General features: G+C 68.7%; 10 protein-coding genes. 7 read left to right on the forward strand and 3 right to left on the reverse strand.

The window, feature by feature from the left end; all coding sequences use genetic code 11:
* Window positions 1-30: 30 nt before the first annotated feature.
* Together U5N23_RS12620 and U5N23_RS12625 are read right to left on the reverse strand one after the other, a co-directional pair.
* On the reverse strand, window positions 31-2,370 hold the full coding sequence (locus U5N23_RS12620; RefSeq protein WP_322593148.1) for a cytochrome P450/oxidoreductase: 2,340 nt from the start codon (window positions 2,368-2,370) through the stop codon (window positions 31-33).
* Between the two features lie 55 nt (window positions 2,371-2,425).
* Window positions 2,426-3,238: an IclR family transcriptional regulator gene (locus U5N23_RS12625; RefSeq protein ID WP_322593149.1), complete on the reverse strand. Its 813-nt coding sequence runs from the start codon at window positions 3,236-3,238 to the stop codon at window positions 2,426-2,428.
* A gap of 95 nt (window positions 3,239-3,333) precedes the next feature.
* Here U5N23_RS12625 and U5N23_RS12630 point away from each other — a divergent pair, with 95 nt between their 5' ends.
* The 3 genes from U5N23_RS12630 (at window position 3,334) to U5N23_RS12640 (ending at window position 5,983) form a co-directional block, all read left to right on the forward strand.
* Window positions 3,334-4,314, forward strand: coding sequence for a tripartite tricarboxylate transporter substrate binding protein (locus tag U5N23_RS12630; protein WP_322593150.1), 981 nt, complete (start codon window positions 3,334-3,336; stop codon window positions 4,312-4,314).
* A gap of 117 nt (window positions 4,315-4,431) precedes the next feature.
* Entirely contained in the window at window positions 4,432-5,403 is a 972-nt protein-coding gene (locus tag U5N23_RS12635; protein WP_322593151.1) for an MBL fold metallo-hydrolase, read from the forward strand.
* Window positions 5,375-5,983, forward strand: a complete 609-nt coding sequence (locus U5N23_RS12640; protein ID WP_322593152.1) for a histidine phosphatase family protein — start codon at window positions 5,375-5,377, stop codon at window positions 5,981-5,983. Before U5N23_RS12635 ends, U5N23_RS12640 begins: the two co-directional genes overlap by 29 nt.
* A 4-nt stretch (window positions 5,984-5,987) precedes the next feature.
* Here the strand turns inward: U5N23_RS12640 and fnr are convergent, their stop codons facing one another.
* Complete coding sequence (gene fnr, locus U5N23_RS12645) at window positions 5,988-6,707, reverse strand: fumarate/nitrate reduction transcriptional regulator Fnr (RefSeq protein ID WP_322593153.1); 720 nt, start codon at window positions 6,705-6,707, stop codon at window positions 5,988-5,990.
* A 172-nt stretch (window positions 6,708-6,879) separates the two neighbouring features.
* Between fnr and hemN the strand changes: the two genes are divergently transcribed.
* The 4 genes from hemN to U5N23_RS12665 all read left to right on the forward strand — a co-directional run bounded on the left by hemN (window position 6,880) and on the right by U5N23_RS12665 (window position 13,093).
* Complete coding sequence (gene hemN, locus U5N23_RS12650) at window positions 6,880-8,262, forward strand: oxygen-independent coproporphyrinogen III oxidase (RefSeq protein WP_322593154.1); 1,383 nt, start codon at window positions 6,880-6,882, stop codon at window positions 8,260-8,262.
* A 2-nt stretch (window positions 8,263-8,264) separates the two neighbouring features.
* On the forward strand, window positions 8,265-9,002 hold the full coding sequence (locus U5N23_RS12655; RefSeq protein ID WP_322593155.1) for a sulfite exporter TauE/SafE family protein: 738 nt from the start codon (window positions 8,265-8,267) through the stop codon (window positions 9,000-9,002).
* Window positions 9,003-9,299: 297 nt separating this feature from the next.
* Window positions 9,300-10,628, forward strand: coding sequence for an HD-GYP domain-containing protein (locus tag U5N23_RS12660; protein ID WP_322593156.1), 1,329 nt, complete (start codon window positions 9,300-9,302; stop codon window positions 10,626-10,628).
* Window positions 10,625-13,093: an EAL domain-containing protein gene (locus U5N23_RS12665; protein ID WP_322593157.1), complete on the forward strand. Its 2,469-nt coding sequence runs from the start codon at window positions 10,625-10,627 to the stop codon at window positions 13,091-13,093. Before U5N23_RS12660 ends, U5N23_RS12665 begins: the two co-directional genes overlap by 4 nt.
* Window positions 13,094-13,104: the final 11 nt, after the last annotated feature.

Consider the following 13,104-nt stretch of genomic DNA (forward strand, 5'->3'; position numbering starts at 1 on the left):
AGGCGTGCCCCCAACGGGACCAGCCTTCCCTCACAGAAAAAGAACGACGCGCTCGCCAGCGGCCCGCGAGCAACAGGCCATCATGCGCTGGCTAGCCTGGCGCTCGGTCTTGGTGAGCACCTTGTCGCGGTGGTCGATGTCGCCGCTGGCCACCTGCACCTCGCAGGCGCCGCACAGGCCTTCGCCGCAGTCGCAGGGCACATCGACACCCGCGGCCTGCAGCGCCTGCAGCAGGGTCTGGTGGCGGGGCACCTCGATGGTGAGGCCCGAGTCCTTGAGCTCGGCGACGAACGCGTGCTCCTTGGTGGGGTCGAGCGCTGCGTTGTCGGTGCTGAAGTGCTCGAAGCGCAGCACGCTCTCGGGCCAGTGCTCGGCCAGGGTTTCCAGCTCGGCGATCAGGCGGTTCGGCCCGCAGGCATAGACGCGGGTGCCGCCGTCCACATGCCGCAGCATCGCGGCCAGGTCCATGCGCTGGCCTTCGGCCTTGATGTGCAGGGTGGCATGGCCCGCGTGGTCCTTCAGTACCCGGTCCAGCAGCGCCATGTTCTGGCGCGAGCGGCCTGCGTAGTGCAGTTCGTAGGGCAGGCCCAGGGCCTTGAGCCGGTCGGCCATGGCCAGGATGGGGGTGATGCCGATGCCTGCGGCCAGCAGGATGTGGTGGCTGCCCGCTTCGTCGATGCGAAACAGGTTCTTCGGCCCGGCCAGTTGCAACTCGTCCCCAGGCTGCAGGGTGTCGCAGAAGTGCCGCGAGCCACCGCGGCCGCCCTCTTCGCGCTGCACGACGATCTCGTAGCAGCCGGGGTGGGCGCCCGCGCCGCACAGCGAGTACTTGCGCCGGTGGCCCCCGGCGATCAGGTCGATGTGCGAGCCTGCCGTCCAGGCCGGCAGGGGCGTGCTGCCGGCGGCGGCAATCACGAAGCGGTACAGGCCGTCGCCCTCGGAGATCTTGTCCTTGAGCACCACGGCACGGGCAATGCCATCCTTGGGCGGCGGGCCGATCTGGAACCTGGCGAGGACTGCAGGCGCCTTGTCGGCCTGGCGCTCGGGGTTCTGCAGCGGATCCCACTGCACCCACAGCGCCGACGGGCCGCGGAACGAGGTGTTCGAGAGGAACTCGAACTGCTGCCCTTCGACGAGTGCGATGTGGGGCAGGCGGCGCACGAACTCCTCAAGAAAGATGCGCATCTGCATGCGCCCGATGTTCTTGCCCATGCACTGGTGCGCGCCGTAGCCGAAGGTCAGGTGCTCCACGGCATTCTCGCGGTGCAGGTCCACGCGGTCCGGGTCCTCGAAATGGCTGGCATCCGCGTTGGCCGATGCCTGGAACAGCAGCAGCTTGCCGCCCTGGGGGATCGCCACGCCGCCGACCTCGGTGTCGCGCGTGGCCATGCGCCGCCAGGCGATGATGGAGCCCGCCACGCGCAGGCATTCTTCCACCGCGTTGGGGATCAGCGCGGGCTGCGCGCAGATCTCCTCCCACGCATGGCGGTGCGACAGCAGGGTCATGAAGGCGTTGGCCGTGGCGTTGGACGTGGTCTCGTGCGCGGCGGCCAGGATGGCCATCATCATCGAGCGCAGGTACGACTCGGTCACGATGTCCGGGTGCGCGTGGTGCTGGCGGATCGAGTCGTACATCCAGCCCTGGCCATCGGGCTGGGCCATCATGGTGTCCAGGATGCCCTGGGCGGTCTGCCAGAAGCGACCCACGTTGTGGGCTATCTCGATTTGCTCCTGCGCCGTGGGCCGGCCCCAGGTGTTCAATGTGTGCGCCACGGCGAAGTTGCGCAACTGCTCGGCCCCTTCGTCCGGCACGCCGAGAAAGTGCAGCGCGATGGTCAGCGGAATCTCGTAGAACATGTCGGCCACCAGGTCGGCACGCCCCTTGTCCACGAAGCGGTCCATGTATTGGCGCGCCAGGTCGCGGATGGGTTGCTCGTAGTCCATCAGGCGCTCGGGCATGAAGGCGTCCATCAGCAAGCGCCGGCGCGCCATGTGGTCAGGCTCGTCCTCATTGACCATGGTGCGGTTCATCGCAAAGCCATAGCTCTTGAGGATGGCCAGCACCTCGTCGGTGGCGGGCGTGATCTTTTCGAGCGCGACCGAGGGCGAGAACAGGAGGTTGTCGCGGAACACCGCCTTCACGTCTTCGTAGCGCGTCACCACCCAGTAGCCGAGCTCGGGGCTGTAGAAGACCGGCTCCTCCTCGCGCGCCCAGCGCACCACCTCGGCCGGGTTTTGCTGGTAGCTGGGCGCGAACGGGTCGAACGCCGCCGCGCGCGCGCTCACGGGGCAGCCCGTGGGGCTTTTCTGGGCGGCGGCCATCGCCGCATGGTCGACCGGGCAGCGGGAGGCGTTGGCGGGGGCAGTCATCGTGAATCTCCTTTTGCGTAAATGTATTACGCAATGTGGCGACAATGATTCGGGTTTACCCTGGATTGCCTTGGTAGCCCATGGCGCGGCTGATGAGCCGCGCTTCCTGCAGCAAGGCGGGGCAGATGGCGCCGTCGGGCCGCAGGTCGAACCCGCCCGTGGCGCCCAGGGTGGTCAGGCAGGCGCATACATTGCCCGTGGCGTCGAAGACCGGGGCGGCAAGCGCGCTGATGCCCTTGAGCAGCGAGTCATTGGCCATGGCCCAGCCCCGCGCGCGCACCTGCTGGCGCAACTGCTCCACGGGGCGGGTGCCATCGAGCTGCGAGCGCCGCTCGGCAGAGGCCTCGGCCAGCTCCTGCTCGGCCATGTCGATCACCAGCCGGTCGCTGGAGAAACCCAGAAACACCCGGCCCGTGGCCGACCACAGCGTGGAGAGCACCGAGCCCGCGCGGATGTTCACCGTGACGGGCAGGGTGGGCTCTTCCATGCGCAGCACGGTGGCCCCCTTGTTGCCCATGACGGCCAGGAAGGCCGTGACCTCCAGCGCCTGGCGCAGCCGCTGCAGGGACGCCTCGCCCAGGCGGATGGGGTCGCACTGGCGCAGCGCCGCCAGGCCGATGGCGATCGACTCCTGGGCCAGGTAGTAGTGCTGGTTGACGGGCGACTGCTCGACAAAGCCCTGCTGGCACAGGCTGGCGAGGTAGCGGTGCACCTTGGCAGGGCTCTCGTCGACCTCGGCGGCCGTCGCGGTGAGGCTGGCGGCGCCGCCCAGGCGGGTCAGCGCCTTGAGCACGCTGAGCCCCATTTCGGCCGATTGGACGCGTTGCCGGCGGTCGGCCACCCGGGCCGTGGAAGGGGATGTGGTCATGGTGTTTTGGTCGAAAACCTAGGGTAAACGCTGCCTCTGACTATTACGCATAGCGGAGTAACATCACGCAGATATTAATCCCCTGAGGTGCAGACATGTTGAAGAATCGTCGCCTGTTGGCTGGAATGCTCGCTCTGCCGGCCTTGCTGGCGTGGGCCGCGCCGGCCAGCGCGCAAACCTACCCGGCCAAGGCCATCCGTTGGCTGGTGCCGTACCCGGCGGGCGGTGGCTCCGATTTTCTCGCGCGCACGGTGGGCCAGCAGCTCTCCACCCAGATCGGCCAGCCGGTCCTGATCGACAACAAGCCCGGTGGCAACACGGCCATCGCCGCCGTGGAGACGGGCCGCGCCGCACCCGATGGCTACACCATCCTGTCGGCCGACAACGGCACCATGGTGTTCAACCCCGCGCTGTACAGCAAGCTGACCTACAACCCCAGCAAGGACCTGCTGCCCGTGACGCTGATGGGCAAGTTCCCGATGATCCTGGTGGTCAGCCCGGGCGCCGATTTCAAGGACGCCAAGGACTTCGTCGCCAAGGCCAAGGCCAAGCCCGGCGCCATGAGCTTCGGCTCGGCCGGCGCAGGCAGCCCGCACCACCTGGCGATGGAGCTGCTCAAGGTCGATGCCGGCCTGTTCATGACCCACATCCCCTACCGCGGCGCTGCGCCGGCGCTGACGGACCTGGCCGGCGGGCAGATCCCCGCCATGATGGTCGACCTGGCCGCCGGTGGCGCCTTCATCAAGGCCGGCAAGGTGCGCCCCCTGGCCGTGGCCAGTGCCAAGCGTCTGCCGCAGCTGCCCGATGTGCCGACCTTCGCCGAACTGGGCTTCAAGAACGTCGAGGCGTCTGCCCAGGTGGGCATCGTCGCCCCCGCAGGCACGCCTGCGGATGTGGTGGCTTCGCTGCAAAAGCAGGTGGCCGCAGCCATCAACCAGCCTGCGGTCAAGCAAAAGCTGATCGACTTCGGCATCGAGCCCGTGGCCAGCACGCCGGCCCAGTATGCGGACCTGATCCGCACCGAGACGGACCGCTGGCACAAGCTGATCAAGGCGCAGCGCATCACCCTGGACTGAACCCCGCCCCTGGCAAGACCCCATGGCGCCTACTGGTTTGCAGCGGGCCTGGTGCCATCGTGCCACTCCCCGTTACAGTTGAAAACCCATCAGTTCAACTCAATACCGGAGAGTTTCATGCTGTCACGTCGCCATTTCCTGGGTGCTGGGCTTGCCGCCCCTGCCTTGTACGCTGCGGGCTCGTTCGTGCCCGTGTGGGCGCAGAATGCGCCCAACTTCGGTACGCCCACCCTGCCCAACCCCGGCTTTCGGCGCATGAAGGTGGGCGATGTGGAGGTGGTTGCGCTGGTCGATGGCATCACGCGCCGCCCGCTGGGCGAGGAGTTCGTGAAGAACGCGCCGCTGGCCGAAGTGCGCGCGCTGCTCACCTCGCAGGGCCTGCCCGCGGACTACATCGACGTGCCCTACACCCCCTTCCTGGTGGTGGCAGGCGGGCGCAAGATCTTGATCGACACGGGCCTGGGCGAGTTTGGCGGCCCCACCACCGGCAAGCTGCTGCAGAGCCTGGCCGCTGCAGGCCTGAAGGCCGATGACATCGACACCGTGCTCATCAGCCACTACCACGGCGACCACATCAACGGCATCCGCAACAAGGCGGGCGCGCTGACCTTCCCCAAGGCCAAGGTGCTGGTGCCGGCCGCCGAGCATGCCTTCTGGATGGACGATGCCCGCATGGCGGCTGCCCCGGCGGGCATGAAGGGCGCCTTCGAGAACGTGCGCCGCACCTTTGCCACCATGCCGGCCGACACGCTGGTGCAGTTTGGGGCGGGCACCGAGGTGGCACCGGGCATCCAGTCCGTGGCGGCCTACGGGCACACGCCGGGCCACACGCTGTTCGAGCTCAAGTCCGCCGGCCAGAACTTCTTTTACGTGGCCGACCTGACCAACGTGCCGGCCCTGTTCGCCCGCAACCCCGACTGGGCCGTCACCTTCGACATGGATGCCGAGGCGGCGCGCAAGGTGCGGCGCGAGGTGTTCCAGCGCATCACCGCCAGCAATGCCATGCTGGGGGGCTTCCACTTCCCGTTCCCGGCTTTCGGACGCATGGCGGCATCGGGCAATGGCTATGCCTTCCAGCCTGCTGCCTGAAGCGGCCGTTGGCCGGCGCACCGTGCTGGGCGCCGGGCTGGCGTTGACGACGCTGCAGGCCTGGGCCGCCCAGAACCCCGAGGCCGAGGCCCTGCTGCGCAAGGGCGGGGTGGTGGCGGCGTTCCGCCATGCGCTGGCGCCCGGCACCTTCGATCCACCGGGGTTTCGACTGGGCGACTGCAGCACACAGCGCAACCTCAGCGAAGAAGGCCGCGAGCAGGCGCGGCGCACCGGGGCCTGGTTCAAGGAGCGCCAGTTGCAGCCGGCCAAGCTGCTTTCGAGCCCCTGGTGCCGCTGCATCGACAGTGCTACGCTGGCCTTTGCCGCGCCCCAGGTGTGGCCGGCGCTGGGCTCGCCGCGCGGCTCGACCGAGACCACCGGTGCCGGCCACCTGCGCGAGCTGCGCCAGGCGCTGGTGGCCGCGTCGGCGCGGGGCGGTAGCTTCGAGGCCTGGTTCACCCATATGTTCGTGCTGTCCGATCTGGCCAGCACCAACACCAGCTCGGGCGAGGCGCTGATCCTGCGTGCAGACCGCAGCGGCAAGACCGAGGTGCTGGCCCGATTGCAGGTCCAGGTCTGAGGGGCTAGTTACAGGTCTGGGAATTCACGATGCGCTTCAAGGCATCGGTATCCAGGATGCGTACATGGCGCTGCTTGACCTCGACGATGCCGTCCTCGACGAACTTCGAGAAGGTGCGGCTCACCGTTTCGAGCTTGAGGCCCAGGTAGCTGCCGATCTCCTCGCGCGTCATGCGCAGCACCAGCTCGGACTGCGAGAAGCCGCGCGCGTGCAGGCGCTGCACCAGGTTGAGCAGAAAGGCGGCCAGGCGCTCCTCGGCGCGCATGCTGCCCAAGAGCAGCATGACGCCGTGCTCGCGCACGATCTCGCGGCTCATGATCTTGTGCACATGGTGCTGCAGGGCCGTGACCTCGCGCGAGAGCTCCTCGATGCGGTCGAACGGCATCACGCAGACCTCGGCGTCTTCGAGCGCCACGGCGTCGCAGGTGTGGTGGTCGTTGACGATGCCGTCCAGCCCGATGATCTCGCCCGCCATCTGAAAGCCCGTCACCTGGTCGCGCCCGTCCTCGGTGGCCACGCAGGTCTTGAAGAAGCCGGTGCGGATGGCGTACAGCGAGGTGAACACCTCGCCATTGTGGAACAGCGTGCCCCCGCGCTTGACCTTGCGCCGCACGGCCACGATCTCGTCGATGCGTTCCAGTTGCTTCTCGTCCAGGCCCACGGGCATGCACAGCTCACGCAGGTTGCAGTTGGAGCAGGCGACTTTGATGGTGAGCGGGTTCATGGTCACAGCAGCTGGGTGGGGGTGCGAACGGATCGCATCCGGTGGGAGGAGCGTGGTGGTGGCTGACATGCATCAAATTGTGGGCCCTGTGGGTCTCGCAACACTTGATATAGGTCAAGGACAGGGGCACAGGCCTGCGGCAAAGTGCATATCCAACAAGGAAACGCTCCCCATGACCGCTGTGACGCCCGAACTCCTGAGCCGCTTTGATGTGCCTGGTCCCCGTTATACCTCTTACCCCACGGCCGACCGTTTTGTAGAAGCCTTTGGCGAAGACGAGTATGTGCTGGCCCTGGCCCAGCGCAGGGCCGGCGCGCCGGGCAAGGCGCTGCCGCTGTCGCTGTATGTGCACATTCCGTTCTGCGAATCGCTGTGCTACTACTGCGCCTGCAACAAGATCATCACCAAACACCACGACCGGGGCGATGTGTACCTGCGCTACCTGGCGCGCGAGGTGGAGCTGCACACGGCCCATTGCGGCACGGGTCAGGTGGTGAGCCAGCTGCACTTGGGCGGGGGCACGCCCACCTTTCTGTCGGATGACAGGCTGCGCGAGCTGATGGCGGTGCTCAAGCGCAGCTTCACGTTCGCGCCCGGCGGCGAATACTCCATCGAGGTGGATCCGCGCACCGTGACCCCCGAGCGCCTGGCGGTGCTGGCCGAGCTCGGGTTCAACCGCCTGAGCTTTGGCGTGCAGGACTTCGATGCCGATGTGCAGAAGGCCGTGCACCGCGTGCAGCCGGCCGCGCAGGTGTTCGCGCTGGTGGAGGCGGCGCGCAGCCTGGGCTTCGAGTCGGTCAACGTGGACCTGATCTATGGCCTGCCGCGGCAGACGCCCGAATCCTTCGACCGCACGCTGGAGCAGGTCAAACAGCTGCGGCCCGACCGCATTGCGCTGTATGCCTATGCCCACCTGCCCGAGCGCTTCAAGCCGCAGCGGCGCATCGTGCCGGCCGAGCTGCCGGCGGCGCCTTCCAAGGTGGCCATGCTCTCGCGCTCGCTGCAGCAGTTCATGGACGCGGGCTATGTGTATGTGGGCATGGACCATTTCGCGCTGCCCACCGACGCGCTGGCCGTGGCCAAGCGCCAGGGGCGGCTGCACCGCAACTTCCAGGGCTACAGCACCCAGCCCGACTGCGATCTGATCGCCCTCGGGGTCTCGGCCATCGGCCGGGTGGGCGCCACCTACAGCCAGAACGCCAAGACCCTGGACGAGTACTACGACCTGCTGGACCAGGGCCGCCTGCCCGTGGTGCGCGGCCTGGCGCTGAACCGCGACGACCTGGTGCGCCGCGCCGTGATCATGGCGCTGATGTGCCAGGGCGAGCTGCTGTTCGAATCCATCGAGGCGGGCTGGCTGATCGACTTCCGGCGCACCTTCGCGGCCGAGCTGGAGCAGCTCGCGGGCCTGCAGGCGCAGGGCCTGGTGAGCGTGACCGAGGAGGGCATCACCGTCTCGGCCATGGGCTGGTTCTTCGTGCGCGGCATCGCCATGGTGTTCGACCGCTACCTGCAGGCCGACCGCAACCGCGCCAGATTCTCCCGGATCATCTGAGCATGCTGGCCACCCTGGGCTGGACTGCGCTGCTGATGGGCCTGGCCGGTGGCCCGCACTGCCTGGCCATGTGTGCGGCGCCTTGCGGGGCACTGGTGGGGCAGGGCGGGGAGCAACCCGTTCGCTGGGCCGGGCCGGGCGGTGCCGGGCTTGCCGTGGCCCCTGCCGCACCCTCCTTCTCCTGGGCGCGATCCATCGCTTTCCATGGCGGGCGGGTGGCCGGCTATGCGGGCCTGGGCGCGGCCGCTGCGACCGCGATGGACAGCCTGGCCTGGCTGACCCAGCGCACCGCCGCGCTGCAGCCGGCCTGGACCTTTTTGCACCTGGCCATCATGGCCTGGGGCCTCTTGCTCCTGGTGCAGGCGCGCCAGCCGGCCTGGGTGGAGGGCCTGGGCCGCTCGGTGTGGCAGCGCGTGCGGCCGCTCACGGCGGGGGCGGGCGGTGTGGGCGCCGCCGGGCTGCTGTGGGCGCTGATGCCCTGCGGCCTGCTGTACTCGGCCCTGCTGGTGGCGGCGCTCAGCGGTGGGCCGGTGCAGGGGGGCGCCACCATGGCGCTGTTCGCGCTGGGCAGTGGCCTGTGGCTGGTGAGCGGGCCCTGGCTGTGGTCGCGGCTGCGCAGCCGCCTGAACCAGACCCGGGCCGACTGGGGCACGCGCGTGGCCGGGGGCCTGCTGTGCGCGGCGGCCGGCTGGGCGCTGTGGATGGACCTGGTCTACAAGCCCTCGCTGTGGTGCCGGTGAGACAGCCGATCGGCCAGGCGGTTGGGAGGCCCTCGCTGTTGTTTTGCGCGTCCTACGCAGTTGCACGGATCGCGGGGCCGCCTGACCGGTGCCTGGCTCGGGCGAGCGCGGCGTTGGCGCAACGCTCCGTTCAGGGTTTCCCCAGGGGGCGTGTGCATTGCGTCACCGAATCCGGGGCGGTATCGCCATGGCTATGTCCTATGACATTGCAAGACAAGACAGGCCTTCAGAACTGGTGATAATGGTGTAACCAATGGTGGCAGCGATGTCGCCGTGCTTCCACCCGTACGCCCCGAAGTGAATTCTTCCATCCTCATCGACATCCGCCAGCTGCGCATCGGCATGTACATCCAGCTCGACCTCGGCTGGATGCACCATCCGTTTCCGGTGAGCAGTTTCCGGGTGGCGTCTGCCGAGCAGATCGCCACCTTGCGCGAACTGGGGCTGACCGAGGTGCGCTACGTTCCCAAGAAGAGCGATCCCGACCTGCGCGAGCTGGCGCTCCCCCCGGTGGGCAGCCCCGAGGAGGCGCCGCCCGCCGATGCTCCAGGCGCCGCGCGGGAGGCGACGGCCCCCGCTCCGCTGGCTGTGCCACACGACCCCGCTGTGGACGAAGCCGCCGCCCGCCGCCGCCGGCTGCTGGAGGCGCAGAACCGCGCCCTGGCCCAGTGCAACCAGCGCTTTGGCGAGGCCACGCGCCGCTATGTGGCGCTGGAAAAGGTGGTCGTGGACCACCCCGAGCGCGCCCGCACCGACGGTGAAGTGCTGGTGGCCGGCTGCGTCAGCGACCTGCTCAACAACGGCGATTCGGTGATCCGCCTGCTCTCCGAGGGCGTGGGCGAGCCCGGGGCGCTGCACCCGGTGAACGTACTGGTCGTCAGCCTGCTGCTGGGCAAGGCCCTGGGCATGACGGCCGAGGACCTGCAGGACCTGGGCGTGGCCGCCCTGATCCACGACCTGGGCAAGCTGCGCCTGCCCGATGCGTTCAAGAACGTGCAGCCGCACATGCCGGCACCCGACCGTGCCCGTTACGAGGGCCATGTGCGCGAGTCCGTGGCGCTGGCAGGCCGCATGGGCCTGGGCAAGCCGGTGCTGCTGGCCATTGCGCAGCACCATGAAATGGTGGACGGCAGCGGCTTTCCGATGCGGCTCACGGCGGCAGACCTCTCGCGCTCCGGCCAGGTGCTGGCCCTGGTCAACCACTACGACCGCCTGTGCAGCCCCGGCAGCGGCATGGGCGGGCTGACCCCGCACGAGGCGCTGTCGGTCATCTTCGCCCAGCACAAGGCGCGTTTCGACGCCGTGGTGCTGGGGGCCTTCATCCGCATGATGGGGGTGTACCCGCCGGGCTCCATCGTGCAGTTGGTCAACGACCGCTATGCCATCGTGGCCTCGGTCAACTCCTCGCGGCCGCTGCGGCCCAAGGTCATCGTGCACGACCCGCGCGTGCCCAAGGACGAGGCACCCATCCTCGACCTGGAGACGGTGCCCGAGCTCGGCATCCGCCGCAGCCTGAAGCCCGCCCAACTGCCGCGCGAGGCGCTCGACTACCTGTCGCCGCGCAAGCGCATCTGCTACTTCTTCGAGCGCGCCGTGGCCCCTGTCCCCGAAGAGGGTGGAGCGTGATCCGGCCGCTGCCGCAGGCATGGATCGACGGTTTGCTGGAGGCGGTGTGGCTCGTCGATGAGAAGAGCCTGCACATCCTGGCCGCCAACCAGGCGGCCGAGCACCTGACCGGCCTGGGCATCGCCGACATGCTGGGCACGCCCGTGACCCTGCTGGCCGCCACGCCGCAGGACCAGATCTTCTGGAGCCAGCCGGCGGCCGTGGTGGCCGACGGCATCCATTCGCACACCAGCGTGCTGCACTCCACCGGCATCCTGGTGGCCGTGGAGCGGCGCGTGACGCGCGTGCCCCGGCTCGAAGGCGGCACGGCCTTCCTCGTCACCATGGTGGACCGCAGCCACCAGCAGGCCACCGAGCGCGAGCTCGAAACCCTGCTGGCCGAGCTGCGCGCCACGCTCGATTCGGCCGCCGACGGCATGCTGGTGTGCAGCCTGGACGGGCGCGTGCGCGCCTTCAACCAGCGCCTGGCCCAGCTGTGGAACGTGCCGGCCCCGCTGCTGCTGCGCCGCGACGATGAGGCCCTTTTCGCCCACATGGCCGACCAGGTGGCCGACGTGCCGGTCTACATGGAAAGGCTGGCGGCCATCACCGCCGAGCCCATGCAGGAGAGCATCGACATCCTCGGGCTGCGCAACGGCATGAGCCTGGAGCGCCGCTCGGTGCCCCAGTTCAGCCAGGGGCGCGCCGTGGGGCGGGTGTATTCGTTTCGCGACATCACGCGCCAGCACGAGGTGCAGGCCAGCCTGCGCCTGGCGGCGCGGGTGTTCGAGTCGAGCATGGACGCGATCTTCATCGCCGACAGCCACCACCGCCTGATGCGCATGAACCCGGGCTGCGAGCGCCTGGTGGGCAAGACCGCGCGCGCCTTCGAGGGCGCGGCCGCGGCATCGCTGTTCGGCGGCGGGCCCGATGCCGACTTCATGGCCCAGGTGGAGGCCGGCTGGGCGCGCGAGGGCTTCTGGGAGGGCGAGCTGTGGCTGCCGCGCGAGAACGACGCCTACTGCGCCGTGCAGCTGTCCTGGGTGGCGCTGCGCGACGACGAGGACCGGCTGGTGCAGAGCATCGGCTTCATGCGCGACCTCACCTTGCAGCACGCCGCGCAAAAGCGCATCGAGGAGCTGGCCTACAGCGACGTGCTGACCGGCCTGCCCAACCGCCTGCTGCTGTCGCAGCGCGTGGACACGGCCATCCAGGGCGCACGCCAGAGCGACACCGGCTTCGCCATCCTGTTCCTGGACCTCGACCGTTTCAAGATCATCAACGACTCGCTGGGCCACCCCTTCGGCGACCGCGTGCTGCAACTGGTGGCCGAGCGCCTGCAGACCTGCCTGCGCCAGACCGACATGCTGTGCCGCCTGGGCGGCGACGAGTTCGTGATCTACCTGCACGGCGGCGATGCCGTGGTGGCCGAGAGCGTGGCGCGGCGCATCCTCGATGAGATGCTGCGCCCCTTCACGCTCGACAGCATGGGTTTTTCGATCCAGTGCAGCATCGGCATGGCGCTGTACCCGCAGGACGGCAGCTCGCTGGACGAGCTGATCAAGCAGGCCGACACGGCCATGTACCAGGTCAAGGAACGCGGGCGCGGCAGCTACGGCTTCTACCAGCCGCAGATGAATGCCAACCTGCTCTCGCGCATGAAGCTGGAGCACGCCATGCGCCAGGCGCTGGGCGAGCAGCGCATGGCCGTGCACTACCAGCCCCAGGTGAGCATGCGGACCGGTGCCATCACCGGTGCCGAGGCGCTGATCCGCTGGACCGACCCGGAGTTCGGACCGGTTTCGCCGGGCATGTTCATCCCGCTGGCCGAAGAGTCGGGCTACATCGTCACGCTGGGCGCCTGGGTCATGGAGCAGGCCGTGCGCGAGGCGGCGACGTGGATCCACAGCGGCCACCCCATCGTGGTGTCGGTCAACGTCTCGGCGCTCGAATTCCGCCAGCCCGATTTCGTGGAGCGGCTCACGCGCCTGCTGGCGGTGCACCAGCTGCCGCCCACGCTGCTGGAGCTGGAGCTGACCGAGACCATCCTGCTGCAGGACGCCGCCGAGATGGAGCAGCGCCTGCACGAACTGGCGGGCTTGGGCGTGAGCCTGGCCATCGACGACTTCGGCACCGGCTATTCGAGCCTGGCCTATCTCAAGAAGCTGCCCATCCACAAGCTCAAGATCGACCAGTCCTTCGTGCGCGGCCTGCCCGACGACGATGGCGACCGCGCCATCGTCAGCGCCATCATCAGCATGGGCCGCGCGATGCGCATCGAGGTGGTGGCCGAGGGGGTGGAGACCGAGGTGCAGCGCGCCGTGCTGGCACAGATGCAGTGCGACCACTACCAGGGCTTTCTGCGCGCGCCCGGTTTGCCGGCCGAGGACTTCCGGCGCCTGCTGGGCCGGCCTAGCGTGGCGCCGCCCGGTGTGCCGGCGCCACAGCCCTTGGTGGCACAGCCGGCGCCCGATCCGAAAGACTGAGCGCCATCCCC

The sequence above is a fragment of the Acidovorax sp. genome, from assembly GCF_034519795.1.
In the GTDB taxonomy this organism is placed as follows: domain Bacteria; phylum Pseudomonadota; class Gammaproteobacteria; order Burkholderiales; family Burkholderiaceae_C; genus Acidovorax.

What these genes read in the sequence shown, in the direction of transcription:
- U5N23_RS12620 (WP_322593148.1), bottom strand. Translation starts at nt 2,370, where the DNA reads ATGACTGCCCCCGCCAACGCCTCCCGCTGCCCGGTCGACCATGCGGCG.
- U5N23_RS12625 (WP_322593149.1), bottom strand. Translation starts at nt 3,238, where the DNA reads ATGACCACATCCCCTTCCACGGCCCGGGTGGCCGACCGCCGGCAACGC.
- U5N23_RS12630 (WP_322593150.1), top strand. Translation starts at nt 3,334, where the DNA reads ATGTTGAAGAATCGTCGCCTGTTGGCTGGAATGCTCGCTCTGCCGGCC.
- U5N23_RS12635 (WP_322593151.1), top strand. Translation starts at nt 4,432, where the DNA reads ATGCTGTCACGTCGCCATTTCCTGGGTGCTGGGCTTGCCGCCCCTGCC.
- U5N23_RS12640 (WP_322593152.1), top strand. Translation starts at nt 5,375, where the DNA reads ATGGCTATGCCTTCCAGCCTGCTGCCTGAAGCGGCCGTTGGCCGGCGC.
- fnr (WP_322593153.1), bottom strand. Translation starts at nt 6,707, where the DNA reads ATGAACCCGCTCACCATCAAAGTCGCCTGCTCCAACTGCAACCTGCGT.
- hemN (WP_322593154.1), top strand. Translation starts at nt 6,880, where the DNA reads ATGACCGCTGTGACGCCCGAACTCCTGAGCCGCTTTGATGTGCCTGGT.
- U5N23_RS12655 (WP_322593155.1), top strand. Translation starts at nt 8,265, where the DNA reads ATGCTGGCCACCCTGGGCTGGACTGCGCTGCTGATGGGCCTGGCCGGT.